Here is a 26,581-nt window from a genome sequence, read left to right as displayed (position 1 = left end):
GATGGCGGCGGGCCCCCGGAGCAATGCCGGAGTGAGGGCATGCCGAGCCTAGGCGAGGCACCGAATGGCGGGGCAAGAGCCYTTGGTTACTTGGGGCTYTTCMAAGTGACTCGCTGTAAAAGCGAAACCGCCAGCAGCCATCACCGCAGAAACGGATATGTACCCCAACAACCTTAAGTGAACAGCATCAGGCTATTGATGGGCATTACGCAGGAGGGACCGGCTTGGCCAATTCGATGCCGGCCGCACTCAATCGCTTCAGGATCTCAAAGAGCAGATCGCTCTTGGTCGTGCTGACAATCCTTGGGCTGCTGACATAGCCGGTGATGGTCAGGGTGATGCCTTCAGGGCTCAGATTGCTGAAGCGGACCACGGGGGCGGGTTTGTCGAGGATGGTTTCATGCTCGTGATAGGCGCTGTACAGCAGGTTTTTGACTTGCTCAGGGTCGATATCCAGAGGGAACACCAGCTCGAGTGTGGCCACCCCTTGGGCGCTGCCGCCCATGGTCACATTGCGCAGGTTCTGGGAAATAAGCTGCGAGTTGGGCACGATCACGATCGAGCGGTCACTGAGCTGTATCTCGGTAGCCCTGACATTGATTCGCCGGATATCACCTTCGACTCCGCTGATGCTGATCAGGTCGCCGACCTTGACCGGACGCTCAGTGAGCAGGATCAACCCGGATACGAAGTTCTTGACGATCTCCTGCAGGCCGAAGCCGATCCCCACCGACAACGCACTGACGATCCAGGCCAGATTCGTCCATTGGACGCCCAAGGAAGACAACGCCAGCAGAATGACCAGTACGTACCCGATATTACTGAACAGGGTGCTCAGCGACGCCCCCATGCCGGGGTCCATATCGGTTTTCGGCAGGAACTCGTTATCCAGCCATCTGCGCAGCGATCGAATCAGGTAAATACCGATCAACAGCGCGAGGACCGCATTCAACAGATTGCCCGGAATAATATTCAGCTTGCGCAGGCCATCGCCGCCGAGGATCGCTGAAACCCTGTCAGTCAGTTGGCCAAAGGTCGCTCCAATCCCCCCCACAATTGTTGTAATCACGGCAATCAGGAGTAAGGCCGCTCGGCCAATACCCGCCACAACAACCTCGATTTGTTCAAGCCGTACGTCGCCGATACCCAGCAGCTGTTTGATCGTTTTGCCGCTGGGGTGCTTTGGCGAAAACAGGTAATCACACAAGTCCCTGAACAACTGCGTCAGCAAATAGAAGCTGGCAATAACGATATAGAGCCAGACAATTTCGTAAGTGATGAACCGGGCCAGGGAGATGTAACCGACCAGCAGGCCAAAAATCGAGATCAACACGGCGATACTGACGCCGGTATAAATCACCCCCGCCAGCGTAGTCCCTGACTCAGGGTGTTCCCCGGCAATAACCATCGCTCGACGGGTTCTACTGACGCGCAGCAATAACGCACCGATAACCATGATGACGACTAATGACACGACGCCCCGGCTGAACAGAACCACTTGCGTACTCATACCCGTCGCATTGGTGACTTGTACCAGTGAGATGAGTATCAACATTGAAGCGGCCAACAGCGCCGGAAAAGGGCTTATTGCAAGTGCTACTTCATCGGCGATGCCAGGCAACCGCCATGAGGGATTGCGTTTTGACAGCAGGGCCCGGCTCAGGCCGATGATCAGGGCGCAGGCGTAAGCGACTTTCTCGACATCGTCGAAGTAACCTTGCAGTGGTTGCGGCAATGGTTGAAGCCGGGTAGCCGCCGCGGAGATGAGCTGTACTGCGCAACCTGCGCTCAACATCGTGGCAACTACCGTCGCTATCGCCAATGAACTTCTGCGCAGGCGACCTTCCGGTACTCGATGGATACAGATCCATGTCAAACCACGTTCAGCCAGTCTTCGCCCCGGCGTCCAGAAGGCCAGGGCCAGCAATAACAACGTGACGGTCGCGGCACGCCGGCCGGGTTGCCAGACGGACTGGATGACACTGTTGCACTGGTCGATCAAAAACCTCAGACGGTTTTTATCCTCCTCCAGTGGAGAAAACAGCGGTAACCAGAACCGGGGGTTGAGGAAGCTGGCGGTGCGCTGGGCCAGTTCGGTTTCCAGTTGGGTACGCCGAATGCTGGCAATCTGGGCGATGAGGTTAGTCGCGCCTTCTTTGATGGCCAGCAGTATGTTGAGATCGTTATCCACCTTGTCTTTTTGTGCGGTGAGATAGGACCTTTGTTTCACCAGATCGGACTTTTCCACGGCAAGGCTGATGGTGGATGCCGTCCCGAGCACACTAAGTTGTGCTTGCAATTGCGCCTGCTCGGGAAGTAATAGCGCCGCCAACTTGTCCACATCACTGAAGAGCAACTGAACGTTGTCCTGAAAACCTACCAACTGGGTGTAGTTACTGGTCAGTGACACCAGCTGTTTAAGGTTGTCCAGCCTTGATTGCAGTGCTTCCAGATCACTTTTTGACACCGTAGCGGTAGCGCTGGCCTCACCGTTGCTTGACGTGTTGGGTAGTTCATCCGCCGACAGTTCGCCGATGTTCGCCCCCATCAGCGCGAACACAACGAATATGAGTAATTTCAATGCGGGACGCATAGGCATGCCTCCAGCGGCTTTAGCCATTCAGGTTAGGTCATGGCGTGTGCTGGCGCGAAAAATAGTTCCGCACGCTGACGACGAATAGGGAAGGGGGGCGGGTGAGAAGGGGTGATCTACAATCTTTTATGCTGAACCACGTCCAGGATCACGAGGCGTGACGTATTGAGCGGTCTGTCTACCGACCCAGTGTGCTTGCAGAGTGCCGGGCCCTGTCGGAGGTCATCATGAAAAGGTTGTCATCCATTAGCCTGTGCATCGCACTGTCGGTTTCCTGGACCCAGGGGTGGGCAGAAACGGTCGTGCCGATGAAAGGGCAGAGTTCGCAACAAACCCAAACGGACATTACCGAATGCCACAACATCGCGGCCGGTCAGAGCGCCTCGGCTGCACCGCCTGCTAGCGGTGGAAGGCTGAAGGGCGCCGCGGCGGGCGCTGCTGCCGGTGCGGCGGGGGCGCAGGTGCGGGGACGTCAGCATGACGAGTTTTATGATCGCGTCGACGACGACGTAAAGCAGGACTATCGCCAGAATCGCGCCAAGGAAACCGCCGTGGCAGGGGCGGTCGTCGGAGGCTCGCGTCAACGCCAGGAGCGCCGGGCGCAAGAGAAAACCAGTGCTTCGACCAGTTCTACCGCCTATTCCAGCTGCCTGCAGGGTAAGGGGTATCAGGTTAATCCTTGAGCATTTTCCTGCCGTTGATCGAGCAGATGAACCATCAGGCAGGCATACAGCGTCACGAGGATAAACAAGCCCATGCGGATGGCGAACGCTGTGTAAACGTCTTTGCCTGCTGCGCTGTCCTGTACCGACTGACCCAACAGGATGATCAGCGTGATCAGGGTATTGAGCCAGAACCCCGGGGTAAACCGCGTCGGGCTCAGGGCATACAACTTGCGCGCCATCACCAGGCCGAACAGCAGCATCCACAGAAAGAACATCCACAGATGCACAAACAGGCTGAGGGCGCTCCAGAACAGGATCGCCAACAGGCCTGCGAGCAAGGTTGAACCGAGCAGTTCGCGACCGGCGATGCGGGCGTTCGTCGTGGAGCTTTGCTGACCCAGGCCGACGGCCTTCAGGATGATCGGCAGATAACCGGCAGGGTCGATCAGTGCCAGCAGGAATGCCGGCAGCACGATCAAGGTGGCACGCAGCGCAATCCGACTGACTTCTTCTGCCGGCAAGGGTGGGGCAGGCGGGGGAGAAGGGGCATTGGGTGGATCCGGGAATAACCCATGACTGAACGCCACGACGACAACGGCGAGCAGCAAACCCTTGACCAGTGCGCCGATGACCATCGCCGCCAGATCGAATTCGGCGATACCGGCTGAGGAGATCATGGTCAGGCCAATCACCAGGAAGGTCATGATCAAGGTATTGCCGCCGCGCAGGCCATAGCGGAAGGCCAGGAACAGACCGACGCTGATCAATAGCACGCCGCTGACGGGGTAATAACGCAGGACCGGGATCAATAGCAGGCCGATGCCGGTGGTCAACATGGCAGCCAGTGCGAGCACCAGGCCGGCCTTGAACGGCAGCGGGCGATTGACCGAGGCCAGCAACAGCAGGCAAAGCACCGGCGCCATAAAGGGAATCGGCAAGCCGAGGCCGAAACTGGCGGTGAGGCACAACGCCGTGCCGGTGGCCAGGCGCAGTGCGCGTTGATCCCGCGGCGTGCGCCGAGTCGACATACCTTTAATAGGCATAGCTCAGCCAGCTCATGAACCCCACAAACACGTGGCCGAGCGGGTTCAGCGGATTGCCTTCGGTGGGGAAGGCCATGACTTCGGCCTGCCCACCGGCACGGATCCCCCGACTGTCACGCAGCGTGTTCAATGAGTCTGGCGAAAACTCGATAATGACCGGAAAACGCTGGGCCGGACGCAACCAGTCGCGGCTGTTCTGCACACTGGGCAAGGTTCCTGGCGGGGGTGTTTGCCCCACGCTGACGCCGTAACCGACACTGCGCACGCGCCCTTCGAAAACTTCACCCGGCAGAGCATCCAGAACAATTGAAACCGGCGTATCGAGCTTCACCAGACCGAGGTTGTTCTCGGTCATGTCCGCACTGATCCACACATCATGAATGGCGATCAGGGTCATGACCGGGCTGCCGGCCGCGGCGAATTGCCCTGCGTCAGTACGCAGATCCGTAATCAGTCCGGCCGAGCGAGCGCGAATCTGCGTGTTGGACAGATCCAGTTCGGCTTTGGACAACGCCGTGGCGGCACTGCGCAGCAAGGCGTTGTCTTCCTCGCTGCCACCTTCCTGCTCACGCGCGCGCTGCACTTCGGCGCGGGCAGCGGCGACCTGGCTGACCGCTTGTTCGCGGTTGGCGCGAGACACTTCGAGCAGACGTACGGAAATGGTGCCGGGGTCTTCGCGATACAAACCCTCAAGACGCTGATTGTCCTGACGCGCCTTGAGCTCATTGGCCTGGGCGGCCCGCAGATTGGCTTGCGCCGAGGCAATGCCGGCGGTGCTCGCACCGATCTGTCGGCGGGTCGATTCAAGGTCGGCACGTGCACGGTCGACGGCAATCTGGTACGGCTGAGGGTCCACCTCGAAAAGGATTTCGCCGGCCTTGACGTCCTGGTTGTTGCGCACGTTCACCCGGATCACGCGGCCCGCCACTTCCGAGGCGACCGGAATCACAAAGGCACCCACCCGGGCCTGTTGTGTATAGGGTGTGAAACGATCCGCCAACAGGTACCAGGTCAGGCTCAGGAGGATCAGTAACAGCACCCACTTGATGCCTTTTTTCGCCGGGTCGGCAGCCGGTGCTGGCGCCTGGGTGACAGGTGTCTCGGGCGTGGGCTGGGCGGCTTCACTCATTGGTCTTTTACCTTGTAAGACATTGGAATGGCAGGCTGTGCAGTGGTGGGCTCTTCCAGCAGATCGCCCCAGTCGGTACGTTTTTCCATTTGCTGGCGAGTGGCTGGATCAACTTTCGGCTGGGCGCTGTACCAGCCACCGCCCACGGCTTTGTACAAGGCAATGACATTACTCACGGCATTGCTGCGGGCGACCAGATAATTGTCCTGTTGTTCAAGCAAGGCACGCTGCGCATCCAGCACCCGCTGGAAGTCCGAATATCCTTCGCGATACTGCGCGCTGGCCAACACCAGCGAGCGTTTGGCTGCCACTTCAGCCTCACCCAGAATGCGTTCGCGCTCCAGGGATTTGATCAGGCCATAGGCCGCATCGTCCGCCTCGCGTGCCGCCTGGCGAACCTTGTCGCGGTAAGCCTCGATCAGCTGCTGCAACCGCGCATCCTGCACGCGCACGTTGTTGCTGATCTGGCCGTGATCGAACAGATTCCAGCGCAGACTGGGGCCGCCGATCAAATCCAGATTCCGAGGCGTGCCACTGAGCGTGTCGGTGGACCAGACGATGCTGCCCAGCAAGGTCAGCGACGGATAGAAATCGCTCTCGGCCACACCGATCAGCGCTGACTGGGCGGCGACATTAAGCTCGGCGGCGCGCACGTCGGGCCGACGCAGGAGCAAGTTGGCCGGTACATCTTGCAACACGGCACGGTCGACCAGCGGGATCAGTCCCACGTTTTCGACCAGTTGCGGCAGCGCGCCGGGCGGCTGGCCGATCAATACCGCCAACGCATTGCGGGTTCGTTGCAACTGATCTTCGAAGTTGGGGATGGTGCTCAACGTACCCAGGTATTGAGTCCTGGCTTGTTGCAGGTCGAGCTCGGCGGTTTGGCCGCTATTGAAGAGTTTCTCGGTAATCTCGAAGTTGCGCTTTTGCTGTTTGGCGTTTTCCCGGGCGACACGCAAACGGGCTTCGGTGGTGCGCAGCGAAAAATAGGTATCGGCCACTTGTGCGCGCAGCAGTACGAGCACGTCTTCATAGTTGGCCTGGGCGGCGAAGTAGCTGGCATCGGATGACTCGATGGCGCGACTGAAACGGCCCCAGAAGTCCAGTTCCCACCCCACGTCGAACCCCACGCTGTGTTGCCAGAAATGGCTGTCTTGCGGGTTGGTCCCGCCGGATTGCCTGCGGTTAAAGTAAAGACTGTCGACACTGGCTTGCTGCAGTTGCGGGTAAAGACCGCTTTGAGCAATGCCGAGTTGGGCTCGGGCTTCCATGACGCGCAGGCCGGCGATTTTGAGGCTGGAGTTGCGTGCATCCGACTCGGCAATCAAATGATTGAGGACCGGATCGGCGAAGACTTGCCACCACTGACGCAGATCCGGGTTCAGGCTGCGTTGGCTGGATTGCTCAAGGGCAGGGGTGCTCCAGTGTTTGACCCATTCTTCGCTGGGCGGCTGGAAATCCGGCCCAAGCCGTACGCAGCCACTGAGGCCGAGTACGCCAAGCAGCACGAACCGGCCATGCCAATTCAGCAGGGTTGTACCTGGATGCATTACGCATTTCCCGACCAACAAAGATCACTGGAGCATAGCCGTCCAAATGGGCACACGGCTGCTACGCTTTTTTAAGCGCCATCAAATCTACTGATCAGTTAGAAAGGTACGAGGATTATGAATAACACTCCGGGTGTTGTTGAACCCCATTCAGCCGGTTGGCGCTTTAAGTTGGGCATAGTCATTATCTGCTTGATGCTGGGTTCCTGGCTGTTGGTGCCACTCGCAGCGGCAGCCGATGTGCCTGGTTCAAAGATCGCTGCACTGACCGGCGTGCTGTTCATCAGCAACAAAGTCCTGTTGATCATCGTTATTGCGGTGATGGGCAAAGCCGGATTCCAACAGTTAAAGCGCAGCCTGTTCGGATATGTGTCCTCACTTGCACCTAGCACGGAAGTCGAAGTGGGCCCATGGCGTCACAGAATTGGCATCGTTATGTTCTTTGTGCCGCTGATTTCCTCCTTTCTTGAACCCTACGTCGACAGCATTTGGCCGGGGCTCAGACCCAACCTCTGGCAAGTTCAAGCGCTGGGTGACCTCATGCTGATCGGCAGCTTTTTCGTATTGGGGGGTAATTTCTGGGAGAAAGTGCGCGCCTTGTTTATTCGCACCGCTCGTGTCGCAAACACAAGTGCGGCGTGAATAACAATAGCGGGCGAGGGTAGTGAGTACTCGTGCGTTCAAGCTCTAATGGCTAGCTCTACTAAAGAGCTATTTAGCATAGTTATTATTGATCGATATCATTTATGCAATAGAGTAAATGTATTAATTGCGCGCTATTTCAAAGGCTGGAGGGCTCAATCAACATGACTACCAACACCTTTGATAGACACATTCCCAGCGCAGAGGCTGTGATCGCAGCACTGAACCTGGAACCCCACATGGAAGGCGGTTTCTACCGCCGGACCTTTCAAACCGATCACCACGCGATGGTTGAGACCGCTGGGGGCCGGCGCTACCTGATGACATCCATTTACTACTTGCTGACCAAGAATTCGCCGATAGGTCATTTTCATCTGAACCAATCGGACATCGTGCATTACTACCATGTGGGAGATGCGATTCAGTACAGCCTGATTTTTCCGGACGGCACATTAAAAACGGTTGTGATGGGCAGCGATTTAATCGCCGGACAATGTCTGCAGCTGCTTGTACCGGGTGGCGTCTGGAAAGCTTCGCAGCTTACAAGTGGACTGGCGGGATACGGCCTGATCAGCGAAGCGGTTACACCAGGGTTTGATTTTGCAGATATGGAGTTGGGTAATCAGCAGCAGCTTACAGAGCAATTTCCCGAACACGCGGAGTTGTTTGAGAAGCTGATGGGAGAATAAGTGGCTGAGGCGATTTGATCGTTTCAAAATCTGCGCGCAACCGGGCTAATCTCGAAACATCTTGTTACGTGTAATGTATATTATGTTAAATCATGTATCTGTACGGAACTTCCTATGCTGGAGGTCAAGCTCCACCACTTTCCGATTTTTCAGGCGTCTAGGCTCTTCTCATTGGACGTCCTTCCTGACTTCGACACCTGACGTATGCATGAAAGTTTTGACCCGTCTCTACAAGAACTCCAGCCAGATGCACAAACATCGCTTTTGATGCGTTCAAGCACGCATCGCCGATATAGCCGAGCGTTTACCTGATGTCATTCGTTTGCGGCGGCAACAACCAATGTCGTTCGGTGGTCCATCCGAGAAAAACCCGAGCCCCCTCACTTTTCTGGCGGTTCAGAGTCAACGGGAGCCCGGCAGCTGCCACACGTAACCCTATAATTGCCGGTAGAAATCTCTCTCGGAATGCAGTGGGTTGAGCTGCGAAATGTTCTTCGATGCTATCGATAGCGCAACGCCTCTCGGCGTCATCCAGCACGGATAAATAAAACACCATCTGGCGCCAGGCATAAGCGGTATTTTTGAGCATCACCAAGCTTGAGTGGTAGAACTTGATTTTCATCTGCTGCCGTATGCATATCCATTGGAAGCACTCCTGAGCAAGTGAACCCAGGCGATGATGTAGTAGCGCTTTCAAACCGAGCTCACCAAATAGAAGCGAAAGGTTTTGCGTCGTCAGAATCTGTTGTTGCTCGATGATCCTTCCGTTGGTTGCTGAGTGCCATGCACCCAAGGGTGCATTAGCCCGCTGTGCGCAAAGGTTCGCCAATGCATCACTGGTATCCAATTCACGCTGGAAATAGTTTCTGCTCTTCGATTTCGGCTTATCGGGAAGGATCGCCAGTTGGTTCGTGTCGATGTCGTAATAATGGGCGTAAAGGGTGCCACCTATCAACGAGGCCGCTCGTCTGGCTGCTTCCACGAATTTGTTCGAGAAGGTTCCCATGAAAATGTCCACTGCGACCTCCTCCACAAAAGGAAGATCCAGCTTCGCGGTGACAGCAAGCGAACCAAACTCCTGAAGTAGTTTGTTCGGAAGGATTGCCTGAGGAAAAGCAGAGAGGGTCGTTGCCGAGGATTCGATCAAGGCTTGTCTGGCTCCCTCAACAGCGACAGCGTGTGCCTCACGTTCACCTTCGACGGCCGCTACCCAAGGCAGCTCACTGATTTTGACTTGGCTCTGTAGGTTGAGTAGCAGCAATGAACGGCGTCGCCGAAAAGCACGATACGTTGCGACAGACAACATACGCAGCGTCGTATCGCGAAATCCAGCACTGCAGATTTCGGCCGTCATCGCCGGCAGTACTCGCGCCACGGTATCCCCAGATGTGATCAATCCCTTGTCAATCAACTCAGTAATGGTTCCCTTTCGACAGCGCTCGAGGCGTCGGCGAACCGCCGGAGGAATGGCGACACCTGTTTTCAGCGAATATGCCTTCGCCTCCTCGCCGGTAACGGGCTCCAACAGGGACGAAAAATCAGAGATGCCTTCCGAGCTCGAATAGCTGGTCAGACGCTCAGAAACAACCTTGGCGATCAGATGATGCTCGGGCGCGGCCACCTGATGGTGCTGCATTTCTCGGTACTGTAGATGATGTTCAGATTCTGGATGACCATGTTTGCACACGAAATCATTGACGATCCGCCGAATACGTCCGACTTGACGCCCTGTAAGCGAAGCTGGGTCACGGGAGCAGAGCCTCAGCAACGCGTACAACTCCCCTACCCGATCTCTGAAAGGTTCAACATTGAGGATGTCATTGTTACTGGTGGCATTGAACTGACTATTTAGAGTATTCGCCTGCTCAAGCCAGCCTTCAGGATATTGCCGACAAGGCCAATCATCCTGGTACGTTAAGAGGAAGAGCGAGATGGCTGCGTCGTAGAGAGTCAACCGAGTCGCGACCACATGTTTTTGCACCGCCAGGCGCTGCTGCGCTGGGAGTTTTGAAAGCAGCTTTTTGATATCGCCGACATCGAAGATGTGCACTTCCGCCGCCGCGAGTGGCAGCCCGTCAGAAGCCATTGGAAAGAAACGCAGTTGCTCAAAAAAAGGAGCGATCGACACAATCAGTTTGCGCGCTTCCTCCGTGCGCTGCTGGCCCAACAACCAAGCCACGTACAGTAGCGCTGCCTCTTCTGGTACATCGACCCGATAGTCGCTGTTCACCAGCTGCTTTTGCAGTGCTTCGATCCCCTCATCCGTTAGGTGCCAGGTGTTGAGATCAAGTCGTTCAAAACCAGGGCGGATGCCTGGGATTGAGGCGGCCAACCGCCGCTCGTACTCGGTCAGTGCGCCACCGGCCAGATACTGCCCAGTGGCAAAACCACCCGTGACAACCTCCAGCGTGACCCATTCAGGCACATCCACGAGTGGTGTGCGCGAGCCATACAGCGCAGTGCCCTGCACCATGTGTTCGACCACCTGCTGCCAGCGTTCAATCCGTTCGCGTGTTTTTGCCTCAGTGTCGAGACCCGATGCGGTCAATGCTCGAGATAACTGAAAGACCGCATAACCGGCGTTTATGCCGGCCATTGCATCCGATTCCCTATCGTGCCTGGACATATGTCCTTCTGACCCTGCGATGTAGTGGGTCCGGGGGCTGGATTCGAACCAGCGCCCACCCGGTTAAGAGCCGAGTGTTCTACCGCTGAACTACCCCGGAGCAGAGCGCGCATTGTCTACCAGCATCGAAGGGATGTGAAGATTGAAAACGTTGCCGCTCGTGACGCGTATCGAGATTATTCCCGTTCGAAATATTAGCGTAACTGGCCTGTGGCAGCGGTGTGCAATTGATGCGGACCTCATCAGGAGGTGGAATGAACTGGTCAAGCAAATCCGGACACCGGTTACGGTGTTTATGCCGCTTTTTGCTCCATAGCTATTGGCGACAGGTAGTTGTTGTAGCTGTGGAGCCTAGTGCGGTTGTAGTACATGAAGAAGCGAACCATGTCGGTTTGTGCTTCTTCGGTGCTGCCGTAGCCTTTGCGAGGTACCCATTCCGACTTCAGCGTTCCGAAAAACCTCTCCGTCGGTGCGTTGTCCCAACATTGCCCACGATGGCTCATGCTCTGCAATATGCCATATCGCTCCAACTCCCCTTGAAACTTGCGGCTCGTGTATTGGCAGCCCTGATCAGAATGGAACATCAGCCCTGGTGCACCTTGTCGAAGGTCTGCTGCCATGCGCAGTGCTTTGCTGACCAAGTTGGCATCATTGATCAGGGAAAACGCCCAGCCAATGACACGCCGCGCAAACAAGTCGATCACGATTGCCAGGTGGCACCAGCGTTTTCCCACTAAAAGACTGGTTACATCGCCACACCAGACCTGGTTGATGGCCGCCGGCCTGAAGTTACGTTCGAGTCGATTAGGCGCAACAAAGGCTTCGACCCCCTTGGATCTGAATGGATGCGGTCGGCGCTGTTTGCTGACAATGTTGGCTTCCTTCATCAGCGACGCAGCGAGGCTTCTTCCTACTGGAAAATGCTCGGCCTTCAGGCGTTTGGAGATCATTCTGGAGCCCATACTTTCGCGGCTCTCAGCGTGTAGGTTGACCACCTGAGCCATAAGCTCTTCACGCCTGATTTTGGGGCGGGAGCGCCGCTGAATCCATTCATAGAAGCTACTGCGCTTGACGTTGAAAACACGACACAGCGTGGCGGTCGGATACGACGCTCTCAGCTCCGCGATCATCGAAAACGAGCGGGATCCGACATCAAGAGCGCGGTAGCCTTTTTTAAGATCTCGGCCTCCAACTCCATTTGCTTGATTTTGGCCTTCAGCTCCTGAATCTGACGCTGATCTTCGGTAATCGCTTTGGTGCCTTTTACCGGCTGGCCTTCGCGCTCCTTACGAACCTGTTCGACCCACCGCCGCAAAGCGGTAGGCCCAATGTCCAACGACGCGCAGACGTCTGGAACGGGACAATCATCATCAAGTACCATGCTGGCAGCACGCAGTTTGAACTCGCGCGAATAGACCTTTCTTTCGTTCATGGAGCCTCCAAGTTGGCGAAATCATATCGCCCTTAAGAGGTGTCCGGAATTATTAGGCCAGTTCAGAAGGCTGCCCGTACGGTGATAAACCTACGCACCGCCGTGGACGGAACAGTCGGTCATGAACAAGTTTTGGAGAGCCTGCGCTTAGTTTTTCTAGTTTAAAATCCTTATTCTCAAAGGATTTTTTGGAACTATGAACATCTGACATCGCCCATAAGTTAAATCAGGTATTACTCTATAGATGCGCATAGGTCCTGCCCGTTTCCCTACTGTCCGCTTTCCTCTTGGCATGCATCTCCAGCAATCGACGCTCGTACCGTCTGATCAAGGCCGGCGCAGCGAGCTTCGCCTATGGGCATCGAAGGACTCTATAGATCTCCGAAATCACCTGCATCGTTGCGTCTTCGATCGTTCCTTCGTTACGGCATAAAACCCAGCCGTGATCTGCAATTGCTTGCTCGAACGCCTTTGTACAAGCGACATGTTCTTCCAGCTTATGGATCACAGTACTGCCCAGCCCACGGCCTCGTGCCGCAGCCCTTGCCCACGAAATATCAGGGGCGGTGACAACCCCGACATGCAGGTCTGGCACTCGCACGTTTCGATCAATGTTCAACTGTAGAATCTCTGCAAACGGGACTATCCGGCGAAACGCGGCATCAGACGGGTACCAGCGATCGATCAAGATGATGCTGTCTGGTGGCTGTTTAGTCAGCACGTGCCGGGAAATCCAGGTACGGCTATCAGCAAAGCGCTCACAAACCCTCAACTCCAAATCCCGGGTGGGATTTCTGACGAGCTTGTTAACGAGGGTCATTGTTTCACCCCTATAGGGATCGCTTTTTTTCTCGCAAAGTCGGATCACCTTTTTGTTGTCTGCCCTCAGTACTTTCGTCACGGCTTCCAACAGTGTGGTTTTGCCGGCTCCCTTGGGCCCATCTAGAGAAACAAACAGCGGACGATTCATTCTTCAAACAACGATTGATATACGGTTTTTTTTGCCCGGTTCGTTCGCTGGAACCGCTTGGCGCGACTACGCAAATCGAGTGGAGGGACCTTATGAACAGACATTGATGAACACTTTAACTTGGTTTCTGACTAACGCGTCTCAAAATCCAGGGTTGCTGTCTAGACCTCAAGATCAGGAATCTAGGTCAAGCGGATGCAGTTTGCGACGACGTTCATAGTCTGCTCGCTTTTTATCGATGACCTCCACGACGGAAGCAAGCGTCTTACCGAGAAATACTCGGTATGGTCACTCCCCTCCTCCAGTCGACCGATAAGATCGAGTACAGCGCTCGTTTCCACCCTTGTCCTCACCCTATTCAGTGGGGTCGATGCAATGCGCAGATTCGCAATGCGACTCTCCGTGTGAGGTACTGCACCGCACCGGTTCTACTAATCTACAACCGTGGCTCACCTACTTTGCGGCGCAGCGGAGGTTGATGATGAGAGGCCTGATTAGCGAACTTGATATTTTCCAGCAAGAAATTCTCGGTGGCGACCATATGCACGCCATCACTTGCATGACCGAGCTGCTAACGGAGTACCGCCAAAGCTTGCCCGACACGCTCTGGCAGGACGACATAGTCGATCAATGTCGTGAACATCCGATTTTTCAACTACTCCAGGAAGACCCCTACACCTCACGAGCTTTCGAAAAGCCCAGAGGCTACCCAGGGGATGCTGTAATGCTGGATTACGCCTACTTTCAGAACCCGCCTCCCGACTCCAGCGCGATCGGAAAATTAATATTTGAGGTTGTCACCTCAAGCCCAAATGCACTGAGCGTACGCTGGCGCCGTGAGCACATTGCAGGCCTGATTGAGCGGCTGGCATCCCATCGGGAAACGCTTTCTATCATGAGCTTCGCTTGTGGCCACTGCCGAGAACTGGAGCTTCTCAAACCCGAGACCCGACAGCGGATCCAGCGCTTCGTCGCATTTGATAATGATGCAGAGACGCTGAGGCTTGCCACTCTAACGTACTCGAAAATCATCAAGTGGGAGTGCAGTGTCAAGAAGCTGCCTGAAAGTGATGATTACGATGGATTCGACTTCATCTACAGTATTGGCATCTATGACTACCTTAATCGCGCCCAGGCAATGGCGCTTACAGCTTGGCTGATGGGTAAACTGAATCCAGGAGGTCAACTCCTGATCGCAAACTTTACACCGGACAACTGGGGGCGGGGCTACATGGAAGCTTTCATGGACTGGAAGCTCGTGCTCAGGACGCGCGAACAGATGAGGGCGTTCATACCTGCGGACTCATCACCACACTCCTGCTTGTATTTCGACCCCTATCGCAATGTGATCTACCTACTACTCACCCGGAGCTAAGGCGGGAATGAAATCATTACCCCCTCTTCCATTTGAATCAAAGACAAGCCTTTGTTCATTCTCAGAAAAAAAGCCCCGCAACCGAATGCGGTGCGGGGCAAAAATTTGGTTGGTTGCGGCCAACCAAAGGAGCGCTATGAAAAGCGTTTACGGGCCGGGGTCAGATGCAATCCTGCGCGGCGCGTTCAAAACTTGAAGGCAGGAAGTTCGAGGCGAGCAAGTGCCGCTCGTAGATGAACACCTTGCCGCCGTTCCCCGCCTTGTAGGCTTCCAGCACGTTGTCCGCCGAGACTTTGCTCGACACCACGATCCGGTAACTGTGCTGGGTCTGCGAGACGGTCGGGTTCAACGCACTGCCCTGCAATTTCGGTACAACGCACTCGGCGTATTGGGCAGGGGTCTTGCTGGTCTGCAAGGTCAGGGTCGGGTCGTTCGGCGCGGAGGCACAACCGGCGAGCAACAAAGAGGCAAACACCATGGCAGGCACGAATAAAGGGCGCATCGGTCTCATCCAAAAAATAAAAGGTTCGGTTCACCAAGCAACGGTCATCGCGGAATTTCTTGAGTCGCGTGTTCGATGGAGGCGATTTTCCAACTATTGCCGACAAATCAGAACTTGCGTTTCGTAATGGTCACTATTACTTCTAGCAATAGTTGCGCGCCGTGCAGGCGGCTGCACACTCAATCACAACTAGAAAAGATTGATGAGGATTTCACCTTGAGAACTTTTGATTTGATCCGCGACGCCGTTTTGCCCGATTTCCGTGACCGGGTGGCCGAGTACCTGATCCAATACGAAACCGTACTGTTGGGCGAAAACGCGCCTGACCCGGAGCTTGCGCGGGCCACCGCCAATCAGTTGCGCGGTTATTTGCGCGGGTTGAACACCACGCGGGTGTTGGGCATGGCGGATTGGGAGGAGCTGGATCGGCGAGTGCTGAATACGTGGCTTTAGCGCCCGACTAATCAGCTGCTAGTGTGCCGTTGAGCTATGATTTTCTCAGGCCTACCCGGAGGCAACTGCCCGGCCCCAGGCACGTTCGTCTAACCCCCTGAAACGGAGAAGCCAACGTGAACACCTTGAAACTTCACCCCGCACTGGACAACGGTATCCAACCCGCCGCCGCGAATTTCACAGGCGGCACCCTGCAATGCCTGTGTGCGACCGACAAGGTCGAGGTCAAGATCGACGCACAAACCCTGCATAACCACGCGTGCGGCTGCAGCAAATGCTGGAAACCGCAAAACGCGACATTCGCCGTCATTGCCGTAGTACCTCGGGATAAGGTCAGCGTCATTGCCCATGGCGAAAAACTGGAAATTGTCGACGACACCGCCACCATCCAGCGGCACGCCTGCAAGCAGTGCCACGCCCATCTCTTCGGGCGCATCGAGAACAAGGACCATGCGTTTTATGGCCTGGACTTCGTCCACACCGAACTCTCTCCTCAGAGCGGATGGGCTGCGCCGGGCTTCGCGGCGTTCGTGTCCTCCATCATCGAAACCGGCACACCGCCAGCGCAAATGAAGGCCATCCGTGAGCGCCTGCGCGAGATCGGCCTGGAGCCCTACGACTGCCTGTCCCCGGATTTGATGGACGCAATGGCGACTCATGTCGCCAAACAAAAAGGCGTGCTCCCCGCCGCCTGATTGTTCAGTCGCCGCGGTTTCTTCGTCGGACCGCGGCCCCGACATCCCGAAAATCTCAGCTGAGCGGATCGTACCCACAGGTTCTCGCCGTGGCGTTCGGCGCAAGGCTGTCCAGCTCAAAGCGCAAAACACGCTCGGTCTGATCAATAACGCCATTGTCTTCGCGATCCCGCTCCCGACGAGGCGGCGTTTGCCGCCGGAGCCAGTGTCAAAATAACGTTATCTCCCTTGCCTTTCCTAACAACCGCTGATCAGCAAGATCAGGTTTTTGACACTTCCCCGATATGTGGTCACAACTTTTGCGCTCCGTTGGGTCATAACACGGTAGCTGTCGATGGAATATTGGCATTTTCCGAGGTTTTAGCCTGATACGGAGATAAGCTCATGATTTTCAATGTGCAAAATTTTGGCGCCAAAGGAGATGGCATCACTGACGACACGGCGGCGATACAAAGCGCGATTGATGCAGCGGCCGCCGCAGGCGGGGGGCAGGTGTATGTACCGACCGGAACTTATATCGTTTCGGGTGGCGAGGAACCCTCCGACGGTTGCCTGATGCTCAAGAGCAACGTCTACCTGTACGGCGACGGCATGGGCAAAACCACCGTCAAGGTGGCTGACGGCTCCGACACCAAGATCACGGGTGTCATCCGCTCGGCCTATGGCGAGGAAACCCACGACTTTGGCGTCAGCAACCTCACCATCGACGGTAATCGCGACCACACCACCGGCAAGATCGACGGTTGGTTCAACGGCTACATTCCCGGCGTAGAAGGCCACGACTCCAACGTCACCCTCGACAGCGTCGAGATCAAGGATTGCTCCGGGTACGGTTTCGACCCCCACGAGCAGACCGTCAACATGGTCATCAAGAACAGCGTGTCCCACGGCAATGGCCTGGACGGCTTCGTTGCTGACTTCCTCAGCGACAGCACCTTCGAAAACAACGTCGCCTACGACAATGACCGCCACGGTTTCAACGTCGTCACCAGTACCCACGACTTCACCCTCACCAACAACATTGCCTACAACAATGGCGGCAATGGCATCGTCGTGCAGCGCGGCAGCGAGAACATCCCCTCCCCCAGCAACATCACCATCACCGGCGGCGCGGTGTACGGCAACGGCGCCGAAGGGGTGCTGATCAAGCTGTCCAGCGACGTGACCGTCAGCGGCGTCGATATCCACGACAACACCAGCGCCGGGATCCGCATCTACGGCAGCAACCACGTCGAGATCATCGACAACACGCTCAACAACAACTCCCTGGGCAACCCCGTACCGGAAATCATCATCCAGTCCTACGACGATACCCTCGGCGTGTCCGGCAAGTACTTCAACGGCAGCGACAACACCATCCAGGGCAACATCATCAGCGGCAGTAACCTGTCGACCTACGGCGTTGCAGAGCGCAATGAGGACGGCACCGATCGCAACGCCATTATTGGCAACACCATCAGCCACACCAGCAACGGTGCCACGCTGGTCTATGGTGACGGCAGCTACGTCAGCGCCACGGTGCCGATGACCACCGTGCAAGGCACGGCTGGCAACGACACCCTGCTGGGCAGCGCCGCCAGCGAGATTTTCTACGGCGGTGCCGGCAACGACACCATCAATGGCGGGGCCGGTGGCGATATTCTGGTGGGTGGCGCAGGCATCGACAAACTCACCGGCGGTACTGGCGCCGATACCTTCCGTTTCGTCGCTCAGTCCGACAGTTACCGCAACGCAACCGCAAGCTTCGATGACACCATCACCGACTTCGACGTCACCCAGGACAAGATCGACCTCGCCGGCCTCGGCTTCACGGGCCTGGGCAACGGCCGTGGCGGCACCTTGCAGGTCAGCTACAGCGCCAGCAACGACCGCACCTACCTCAAGGACTACGATGCCGACGCCAGCGGCAATCGCTTCGAGTTGGTTTTCTCGGGCAACCTCGCCAGCACCCTGACGGCCAATAACTTCATCTTTAATCGGGTGATCACCGGCACCAGCGGCAGCGACTCGCTGCTGGGTAGCGATTCGGCCGACACCCTGCTCGGCCTGGCAGGTAACGACAGCCTCAGTGGCGGCGCGGGCGACGACAAACTCGACGGCGGTGCCGGTATGGACACCCTCACCGGCGGCGCCGGGGCGGACACCTTCGTGTTCTCCAACCGTCTGGACAGTTATCGCAACTACAACACCGGCGGCGCCAACCTTGGCGACCTGATCACCGACTTCGATATCACCGCCGACAAGATCGACCTCTCGGCCATAGGTTTCACCGGCCTGGGGGATGGCAAGAACAACACCGTGTACGTGGCGCTCAACAGTGCCGGCACCAAGACTTACATCAAGTCCCTGACCGCCGACGCCAATGGCAACCGGTTCGAGGTGGCACTGGACGGCAACTACCTCGGCAAGCTGACCAGCGCCAATTTCGTCTTTGCCACTTCGCCAACGGTCAACCATGCGCCGGTGCTGGCAACGGCGTTGCTGGATCAGAACGCGACCGAAAACACCTCGTTCAGCTACGCGGTGCCGGCCACCAGCTTCACCGATCCGGATAATGACAGCCTCAGCTACACCGCGACCCTGGCCGATGGCAGCGCCCTGCCCGCGTGGCTGAGTTTCAACGTCACCAACCTGACGTTCACCGGCACACCGACCAGCACCGCGTCCGGCAATTACAACGTGCTGGTCAAAGCCACGGACCCGGCCGGTGCATCGGTCAGCGATAGCTTCGCGTTGGTAGTGGCCGATGCGCCTGCCAACACCATCACTGGCACCAACAATGCCGAAACCCTCAATGGCACGGCGGGCGCAGACCTGATCCTCGGCCTCGGTGGCAACGACACAATCAAGGCCGGCACCGGCGCGGACATCGTCGACGGCGGCGCCGGACGCGATTCGCTGTACGGCGGCGACGGTGCCGACGCCTTCCGCTACACCAACGTACTCGACAGCTACCGCGACTACGACACCGGCGGTGTCACGGCCACCGACACGATTTATGACTTCACCGCGGGCGTCGACAAGATCGATGTTTCGAGCCTGGGCTTTATCGGCCTCGGCGATGGCAGCAATGGCACGCTGTACATCACCCTCAACGCGGCCGGCGACAAGACCTACATCAAGTCCGCCGAAGCGGATGCCGATGGCAATCGTTTTGAAATCGCCCTCAACGGCAACTACCTCAACACCCTGACCGCCAGCGACTTCGTGTTCGGCGAGCGCGCCCAGCAGAACATCCTCTATGTGCCCACCCTTGGCCAATCCAATGCGCGCCTGCTGCGCATGACAGAGGACGACAATCAGTCCGGCACCTCGATGCTGGTCAATGACCTGGGCCGCTACACCCCCTATGACGTGCGCAGCCAGTTCACCGATGCCGACGGCAACGGCATCGACATCGCGGTGGGCGGCAGCACGGTCACCGGCCTGTCGACGCTCAGCGCCGAGGAACTCAAGTTGTGCTGGTGGCTGACCGACACCAACCAACCCGGGGCTGCGCTGTTGCGCGCCGTGACGCTGCTCCGGGACCAGCTCACCGAACTGCAATCGATCAATAACGTCACCATGGGCATCATTTGGGGGCAGGGCGAGGAAGCCGCCCAGGAGATCGCCCGCGCCACGGACAAACCAGCGGCGGCAGCGGCCTACAAGGCTGCGACCTTGAAGGTGTTTGATTACCTGCATGCCCAGCTCGGCAACTTCAGTGTGTACATGATGGAAACCGGTCACTACGAGCAGGACGCGGCGCGTACCCGTGGTTATTCAGAAGACAAGATTGCCTCCATCGTCGAGGGGGTTGGCTATGTCCGCGCCGCCCAGGAAGCCATCGCCGCCGAGCGCGCCGACGTCCAGCTGGCGGTGGACTACACCGACCTCCCCTTGCGCCACGAAGTCGATCCACTGGCGTATCCCGACGACGTCTGGCACCTGCACGAGGAGTCGGCGGAGATCGTCGGCCAGCGCCTGGCCGACTACATTGCCAATGACCTTGGCTTCCAGGGCAACCCCAACGACAACAACAGCGTGCAGGACATTTTCGACAACGCTCAGAACATGATTTCCGGTACCAGCCAGGCGGATACCCTGGTGGGCAGTTCGGGCAACGACAAACTGGATGGCGGCCTGGGCGCCGACACCATGACCGGTGGTGATGGCAACGACGTCTATGTGGTCGATAACGCGTCCGACCGCGTGGTGGAAACCAACACCTCGACCTCGCAGATCGATACGGTGCTGGCCTCGGTCAGCTGGACCCTCGGCGCCAATCTCGAGAACCTGGTGCTCACCGGCGTGTCGGCCATCAACGGCACCGGCAATGAGCGGCATAACTTCATCACCGGCAATGCCGCCAATAACGTGCTCGATGGTGCCGCGGGGGACGACAGCATGAGCGGCGGGGATGGCAACGACACCTACTATGTCGACAACGCCGACGACATCGTGATCGAGACCAACAGCAATGCAGTGGCTGGAGGAATCGACAGCGTGCACAGCAGACTGGCGGCCTATACCCTCGGCAACAACGTCGAGCGTCTGTATATCGATAGCACTGGCGCCGCCAATGGCACGGGTAACGCGCTGGACAACACGCTGTTCGCCGGTGCCGGCAACAACGTGCTGGACGGACGCGATGGCATTGACACGGTGTCCTTTGAGCACGCCCTGTCCGGCGTTACCGTAAACCTCTCGACGTCAGCGCAACAAAACACCGTGGGTTCCGGGCTCGATACCCTGAAATTCTTGGAAAACGTGACGGGAAGCGCCTACGCCGACAGTCTGTCGGGCAACAGCGCCGCGAACGTTCTGAACGGTGGTGCGGGCAACGACACGCTGGTGGGCGGTTCGGGCGATGACCGGCTGATCGGCGGTGCAGGCACCGACAACCTCACCGGTGGCACTGGCGCGGATACCTACGCGTTTGGTGCGCTGTCGGACATGGGCGTCGGGGCTTTGCGCGATGTGATCAGCGGTTTCAAGACCACCGAGGGTGATCATCTGGATCTTACCGGCCTGGATGCCAACCCGCTGACCCCCACTGTCGACGCCTTCACGTTCATCGGCAGCAACGCCTTCGACCCCACCAACGCCACCGGCCAAGTGCGATTTGCCGATGGCATTCTCCAAGGCAGTGTCAACGCCGACGCCACCCCCGAGTTCGAATTCGAACTGGTGGGCGTCAAGGAGCTGCACGCCAGCGACTTTACAGCCTGAGTTGCACTTTGCCCGCGAAGGCGGCGGTACATTCGGCATGGAGGCTGACTGATCCACCGCTATCGCGAGCAAGCTCGCTCCCACAAGGGAATTGCAGTGCCCGAAAAAGCCCCTAATGCCAGTCAGTTAAGCAGTTTCAGCAGCACGCATACCCTGTAGCAGCTGGCGAAGCCTGCGTTCGGCTGCGCAGCAGTCGTAAAGTCAGATAGTGCGGTGTGTCAGACCCACCGGGCACTCAGGTTTCACGACTGCTGCGCAGCCGAACGCAGGCTTCGCCAGCTGCTACAAGGATCGCGTTTCGGCTTAACTGACTGGCATTACCACAGACCCAATGTGGCGAGGCGTCGTACGCAGCGGTCATGCTCATTCCTCTTTGAAGGCCGCAAGCAAGCGTTCACGCAAAGGTTTCATCAGGTAATTCATCAAGGTGCGTTCCCCCGTCACCACCGTGACATCGGCGAGCATGCCGGGGCGCACCAGCAGGCCGGCGGCCTGCAGCGAGGCGACGGTGTCGGCGGGAATTTCGACCTTGGCGGAAAAGTACGGCTGGTGCGTCTGTTCATTGATCAACTGGTCCGCCGACACCGTAGTCACCGTGCCGGTAATCGTCGGCGTATCCACCCGTTGCAGCGCGGTGAAATGCACATGCACCGGCAGACCCGGGCGCAACTTATTGGCCATCAGCGGCTCGAAACGCGCGGTGATCGCCATCGGCGCATCCAGCGGCACCACCTGCATCAGGGTTTGGCCGGCCTGCGCAACGCCCCCGACCGTATGAATGTTCACGTCCATGACCTGCCCGGACACCGGCGCACGGATCGCACCGTTGTCGACTTCAAACTGCAAGGCACGAATCTGATCGGCATAACCTGCTGCTTCGGCAGAGACCTCGCTGAGCTGGGTTTCGGCATCGCGGCGAAATTCCTGCTGCGCCTGCAAGGCCTTGAGCCGGCTTTCATTGATCGCCTGTCGGGTCCTGCCAACATCGCCCACCCCGGAGGAAATCTGCCCGGCCAATTGGGCTGCGTTGCGTTCGGCCTCGAAGAGTTTGTTGCGCGGAATGTAGCCTTCACGGGCCAATTCACGCAGGCCTTCCAGCTCTTGTTGCTGGAAGCGCATCTGCGTGTCGTAGTTGCGCTTGACGCCTTCGTAGCCGAGCAATTGCTGCTGCAATGCCGCGGCTTCGTGTTCGATGATCTGCAAGCGGCTGCCCAGTTCTGCGCGGCGGGTCAAAAACAACTGGCTCTGCAAGGCCATGGAAGCCTTGACCCGCGGCTCGTCGGCGCGTTCCAGCAGATCAGCGGGCCATTGGATCTCGGCTGAGCCCAGGCGCTCGGCAATCAACCGCGCCTCGACGCTGCGATCGTTGAGCAACTTGCCCAGGGTTACGTCCCGTTGCGACTGCGCCTGCACCGTATTGAGCTGCACCAGCAACTGCCCCTGGGTGACGCGGTCGCCATCGCTGACCAGCAGCTTTTCCACCACCCCGCCGACCAACGACTGCACAGCCTTGCGTTCGCCCGCCACCACCACGGTGCCGCTGCCCACGACACCCTGGTCGAGCGGCGCCAGGCAGGCCCAAAGCAGGAAGCCGCCCAGCGTCAGGACCAGGAAGCCGACACCATAACGTGCAGCCCCCCCGGCATCGGTACTGGCGGGCAGCGTTGTGGCGCCGCGCACGCTCGGCCCCTGCTCGCTGTACGTTTGTGCCCCAGGGGTCAGATCACGCATCTTCGCCAGTCTCCCTGACCGCGGCCGGTCTTGGCCCCGGCATCAATGCTTTGATTACCTGATCCCGTGGACCAAATGCTTGTTGAGTGCCGTCCTTGAGCACCAGGATGTAATCGACCACCGCCAGCACATTAGGCCGATGCGTAATCAGCACCACGGTGCTGCCAGCAGCCTTGAGCGCACTGATGGCCTGCACCAGTGCCAACTCTCCGGCTTCATCGAGGTTGGAGTTGGGTTCATCGAGCACGATCAGCGCCGGGCGCCCGTAGAGCGCGCGCGCCAGGCCGAGGCGTTGCTTTTGTCCACCGGACAAGCCAAGCCCGCCGGGACCCAGCGGCGTGTCGTAACCCTTGGGGAACCTCAGGATTATCTCGTGAATGCCGGCGTGACGCCCGGCGGCGATGATCTGGTCGGCGTCCTGCTCGCCGAAGCGGGCAATGTTGTCGGCCACACTGCCGTCGAACAGCTCGATGTCCTGCGGCAGGTATCCAAGGTGCGGGCCCAGGGCGTCGTGGGACCATTGACTGATCTCGGCGTCGTCCAGACGCACCGAGCCGCCCATGGCCGGCCATACGCCGACCAGCGCCCTGGCCAGCGTCGATTTACCACTGGCGCTGGGGCCGACGACGGCGAGCACATCCCCTTTGGCCAGGCTGAAATTGATGCCCCGCAGGATCGGTTGCGAGGCGCCGGGCGGGCCGACATACAACTGCTCCAGGCGCACCGCGCCGGTGGGCGGTGGCAAAGGCATGCGCAGGCGCTCGCGCGGATGCTGGGCAAGCAGTTGGCTCAGGCGCTGATAGCTCTGGCGGCCGGAGTTGAATTGCTTCCACGAGCCAATGGCGATTTCCACGGGAGCCAGGGCACGCCCCAGCAGCAGCGACATCGCAATCATCATGCCTGCCGACAATTGGCCTTCAAGCACCAGCAACGCCCCCAGGCCCAAGGCCAGAGACTGTCCGGAGATGCGCACGAAACGGGTCATCGAAGTGATACGCGCGCCACGGTCGCTGGCATGGGCCTGGGCGGCAATGATCCGTTGCTGCAGCAGGCTCCAACGCTGGCGCAACGGCCCGAGCATGCCGAGGGCCTGGATGACTTCGGCATTGTGTAACGTGCTGTTTACATAGATCGACGACTGCACGCCCAGGCGATTGGCTTCGCCCAGACGCGCTCGAGTCGCCAACTCGCCCCACAGCGCCAGGCCGATCAGCACCAGGGCCAGAACCAGCGTCAGCACGCCGAACCAGGGATGAAAGATGAACGCCACCAGCAGGAAGATTGGCAACCACGGCGCATCGAGCAAGGCGATCAGGCCCTGGCCGGTGATCAACTGCCGCAGTGTCGCCAGATCGGTGAGCACCTGCGCCGGGTTGGCGTTGTGCTCGCGCAGGCTGCGGGCGAAGGCAGCGTCGAAAATCCGCTCGCCCAATGCGTCGTCCAGCCCCGCGCTCATGCGAATCATCACCTCGCCGCGTGCCCACTCGATCAAGGCGCTGAACATGAACAGTCCCAGGGCGATCAAGGTGAGCATGAACAAGGTGGTTTCGTTGCGGCTGCTGAGGACCCGGTCGTACACCTGCATCATGTAGAGCGACGGCACCAGCACCAGCAGGTTGATCACCCCACTGAACAGCGCCAGCGACCAGAACACTCGGCGATAGCTTAATAAAGCGGCATCAATGTCATGACGCGGATCGAGAAGCAAACCCATAGAGTGTCGCCCGCAAAAGGAAAAGTCGGTCCAGGACGCAATCCATCGCGAGTTTTTTTGCCCCAAGGTATTGGAGAAAACACTAAACGTAGCCGGATGCGCCGCTAATCAGAGACGATCCTCGTCGCTTCAGGCGCCAATTACTGACCACGCATCCACGGGTTAGTGCCGGTTCGACGGGCTGGGTTTGCATGTGGGTGACGGGCGGGAATGTTGCATTCCCCATTACGCACAAACAAAAACGCCGCTCAAAGAGCGGCGTTTTTGCGTATGGAGCGGGAAACTCGGTTCAACTGTCTGTTGCGAGTCTCAAGCGTTTCAGCTCCACGGACGATCTCCATTCTCGTCCTTGATGCGGGTCGGCAGGCCCATCACATCCAGTGCCTTGAGGAACGGCTCAGCCGGCAACTCCTCGACGTTGGCCATGCGCTGCACGTCCCACTCGCCGCGGGCGACCAGCAGGGCTGCTGCCACGGGCGGCACGCCTGCGGTATAGGAAATGCCCTGGCTGTCAGTTTCCGCGTAAGCGTCTTCATGATCAGCCACGTTGTAGATGAACACCTCGCGCGGCTGTCCATCCTTGGTGCCCTTGACCAGATCGCCGATGCAGGTCTTGCCGGTGTAGCCGGGCGCCAGCGAGCTCGGATCAGGCAGCACGGCCTTGACCACTTTCAGCGGCACAACTTCCAGGCCCTCGGCGGTCTTGACCGGTTGCTCGGAGAGCAGGCCGAGGTTCCTGAGCACGGTGAACACATTGATGTAGTGCTCGCCGAAGCTCATCCAGAAACGCACGTTGGGCACGTCGAGGTTCTTCGACAGCGAGTGCACTTCATCGTGGCCGGTCAGGTACAGGTTCTGCGCGCCTACGACCGGCAGGTCATCGGTGCGTTTGACTTCGAACATCGTGTTGCTGGTCCACTGACTGTTCTGCCAGCTCCACACTTGTCCGGTGAATTCGCGGAAGTTGATTTCCGGGTCGAAATTGGTGGCGAAATACTTGCCATGGGAACCGGCGTTGACGTCGAGAATGTCGATCGAATCAATGCGGTCGAAATACTGTTGTTGCGCCAGTGCTGCATAGGCGTTGACCACACCCGGGTCGAAGCCCACGCCGAGAATGGCGGTAATGTTCTTCTCTTTGCACTCTTCGAGGTGGTTCCACTCGTAGTTGCCATACCAGGGCGGCGTCTCGCAGATTTTGCCCGGCTCTTCGTGAATGGCGGTGTCCAGATAGGCCACGCCGGTATCGATGCAGGCGCGCAGCACCGACATGTTGAGGAAGGCGGAACCGACGTTGATGACGATCTGCGATCCGGTTTCGCGGATCAGCGCCTTGGTCGCTTCGACATCCATGGCGTTCAGCGAGAAGGCCTGGATTTCGGCGGGCACTTTGAGGCTGCCCTTGGCCTTGACGCTGTCGATGATGGCCTGGCACTTGGAGATGTTGCGCGACGCGATAGCAATACGACCGAGTTCATCGTTGTGCTGCGCGCACTTGTGGGCCACCACCTTGGCGACACCTCCTGCACCAATGATAAGCACGTTCTTCTTCAATTTTTCT

The 26,581-nt window shown here is 58.0% G+C and carries 19 protein-coding genes and 1 tRNA gene; 7 read left to right on the top strand and 13 right to left on the bottom strand.

Features of this window, described 5'->3' with window-relative positions:
- Positions 1-205: 205 nt before the first annotated feature.
- Positions 206-2,593: a DUF3772 domain-containing protein gene (locus ASC74_RS15890; RefSeq protein WP_056742323.1), complete on the bottom strand. Its 2,388-nt coding sequence runs from the start codon at positions 2,591-2,593 to the stop codon at positions 206-208.
- A gap of 227 nt (positions 2,594-2,820) precedes the next feature.
- On the opposite strand from ASC74_RS15890, the gene ASC74_RS15885 reads away from it, so the two are divergent.
- On the top strand, positions 2,821-3,276 hold the full coding sequence (locus tag ASC74_RS15885) for a YMGG-like glycine zipper-containing protein (RefSeq protein ID WP_056742321.1): 456 nt from the start codon (positions 2,821-2,823) through the stop codon (positions 3,274-3,276).
- Here ASC74_RS15885 and ASC74_RS15880 read toward each other — a convergent pair.
- The 3 genes from ASC74_RS15880 to ASC74_RS15870 are packed head-to-tail and all read right to left on the bottom strand — an operon-like array spanning position 3,261 to position 6,980.
- Positions 3,261-4,286, bottom strand: coding sequence for a DUF2955 domain-containing protein (locus ASC74_RS15880; protein WP_056742319.1), 1,026 nt, complete (start codon positions 4,284-4,286; stop codon positions 3,261-3,263). The genes ASC74_RS15885 and ASC74_RS15880 overlap by 16 nt on opposite strands.
- A 4-nt stretch (positions 4,287-4,290) precedes the next feature.
- Entirely contained in the window at positions 4,291-5,430 is a 1,140-nt protein-coding gene (locus tag ASC74_RS15875; RefSeq protein WP_056742317.1) for an HlyD family secretion protein, read from the bottom strand.
- Positions 5,427-6,980, bottom strand: a complete 1,554-nt coding sequence (locus ASC74_RS15870) for an efflux transporter outer membrane subunit (protein WP_056742316.1) — start codon at positions 6,978-6,980, stop codon at positions 5,427-5,429. The genes ASC74_RS15875 and ASC74_RS15870 overlap by 4 nt, the downstream gene beginning before the upstream one ends.
- A gap of 117 nt (positions 6,981-7,097) precedes the next feature.
- Between ASC74_RS15870 and ASC74_RS15865 the strand changes: the two genes are divergently transcribed.
- On the top strand, positions 7,098-7,622 hold the full coding sequence (locus tag ASC74_RS15865; protein ID WP_056742314.1) for a transporter suffix domain-containing protein: 525 nt from the start codon (positions 7,098-7,100) through the stop codon (positions 7,620-7,622).
- Between the two features lie 164 nt (positions 7,623-7,786).
- Entirely contained in the window at positions 7,787-8,311 is a 525-nt protein-coding gene (locus ASC74_RS15860; protein ID WP_056742312.1) for a cupin domain-containing protein, read from the top strand.
- A 304-nt stretch (positions 8,312-8,615) separates the two neighbouring features.
- Here the strand turns inward: ASC74_RS15860 and ASC74_RS15855 are convergent, their stop codons facing one another.
- From ASC74_RS15855 to ASC74_RS15835, 5 genes are all read right to left on the bottom strand, one after another.
- On the bottom strand, positions 8,616-10,907 hold the full coding sequence (locus tag ASC74_RS15855) for a hypothetical protein (protein WP_056742310.1): 2,292 nt from the start codon (positions 10,905-10,907) through the stop codon (positions 8,616-8,618).
- Positions 10,908-10,962: 55 nt separating this feature from the next.
- A tRNA-Lys gene (locus ASC74_RS15850) sits at positions 10,963-11,037 on the bottom strand.
- 193 nt (positions 11,038-11,230) lie between these two features.
- Positions 11,231-12,067 carry an IS3 family transposase gene (locus ASC74_RS15845; protein ID WP_056742309.1) on the bottom strand — a complete coding sequence of 279 codons (837 nt, stop codon included), beginning with the start codon at positions 12,065-12,067 and terminating at the stop codon, positions 11,231-11,233.
- On the bottom strand, positions 12,064-12,369 hold the full coding sequence (locus ASC74_RS32185; protein ID WP_056742306.1) for a transposase: 306 nt from the start codon (positions 12,367-12,369) through the stop codon (positions 12,064-12,066). The genes ASC74_RS15845 and ASC74_RS32185 overlap by 4 nt, the downstream gene beginning before the upstream one ends.
- Before the next feature lie 352 nt (positions 12,370-12,721).
- Positions 12,722-13,339 carry a dTMP kinase gene (locus ASC74_RS15835; protein WP_056742304.1) on the bottom strand — a complete coding sequence of 206 codons (618 nt, stop codon included), beginning with the start codon at positions 13,337-13,339 and terminating at the stop codon, positions 12,722-12,724.
- A gap of 481 nt (positions 13,340-13,820) precedes the next feature.
- Here ASC74_RS15835 and ASC74_RS15830 point away from each other — a divergent pair, with 481 nt between their 5' ends.
- A complete protein-coding gene (locus tag ASC74_RS15830; RefSeq protein WP_056742302.1) occupies positions 13,821-14,714 on the top strand; it encodes a class I SAM-dependent methyltransferase in 894 nt (297 codons plus the stop codon).
- A 160-nt stretch (positions 14,715-14,874) separates the two neighbouring features.
- Here the strand turns inward: ASC74_RS15830 and ASC74_RS15825 are convergent, their stop codons facing one another.
- Positions 14,875-15,216 (bottom strand): hypothetical protein, encoded by a 342-nt coding sequence (locus ASC74_RS15825; RefSeq protein ID WP_056742299.1) that lies wholly within the window; start codon positions 15,214-15,216, stop codon positions 14,875-14,877.
- 216 nt (positions 15,217-15,432) lie between these two features.
- Between ASC74_RS15825 and ASC74_RS15820 the strand changes: the two genes are divergently transcribed.
- From ASC74_RS15820 to ASC74_RS15810, 3 genes are all read left to right on the top strand, one after another.
- The gene (locus ASC74_RS15820; protein WP_056742331.1) at positions 15,433-15,669 is read left to right on the top strand and encodes a hypothetical protein; all 237 of its coding nucleotides are present in this window, start codon (positions 15,433-15,435) and stop codon (positions 15,667-15,669) included.
- 116 nt (positions 15,670-15,785) lie between these two features.
- Complete coding sequence (gene gfa, locus ASC74_RS15815; protein WP_056742297.1) at positions 15,786-16,364, top strand: S-(hydroxymethyl)glutathione synthase; 579 nt, start codon at positions 15,786-15,788, stop codon at positions 16,362-16,364.
- Between the two features lie 384 nt (positions 16,365-16,748).
- On the top strand, positions 16,749-21,575 hold the full coding sequence (locus ASC74_RS15810) for a M10 family metallopeptidase C-terminal domain-containing protein (protein WP_056742295.1): 4,827 nt from the start codon (positions 16,749-16,751) through the stop codon (positions 21,573-21,575).
- Between the two features lie 363 nt (positions 21,576-21,938).
- Here the strand turns inward: ASC74_RS15810 and ASC74_RS15805 are convergent, their stop codons facing one another.
- The 3 genes from ASC74_RS15805 to ASC74_RS15795 all read right to left on the bottom strand — a co-directional run bounded on the left by ASC74_RS15805 (position 21,939) and on the right by ASC74_RS15795 (position 26,574).
- Positions 21,939-23,306, bottom strand: coding sequence for an HlyD family type I secretion periplasmic adaptor subunit (locus tag ASC74_RS15805; RefSeq protein ID WP_056742293.1), 1,368 nt, complete (start codon positions 23,304-23,306; stop codon positions 21,939-21,941).
- The gene (locus tag ASC74_RS15800; protein ID WP_056742292.1) at positions 23,299-25,020 is read right to left on the bottom strand and encodes a type I secretion system permease/ATPase; all 1,722 of its coding nucleotides are present in this window, start codon (positions 25,018-25,020) and stop codon (positions 23,299-23,301) included. Before ASC74_RS15800 ends, ASC74_RS15805 begins: the two co-directional genes overlap by 8 nt.
- Positions 25,021-25,338: 318 nt before the next feature.
- Positions 25,339-26,574, bottom strand: a complete 1,236-nt coding sequence (locus ASC74_RS15795; RefSeq protein ID WP_056742289.1) for a saccharopine dehydrogenase family protein — start codon at positions 26,572-26,574, stop codon at positions 25,339-25,341.
- Positions 26,575-26,581 lie beyond the last annotated feature (7 nt).

Origin of the sequence: Pseudomonas sp. Root329, from assembly GCF_001424925.1 — a bacterium.
Classification (GTDB): Bacteria; Pseudomonadota; Gammaproteobacteria; order Pseudomonadales; family Pseudomonadaceae; genus Aquipseudomonas; species Aquipseudomonas arabinosi.
This window is presented reverse-complemented; position numbering and strand designations above follow the sequence as displayed.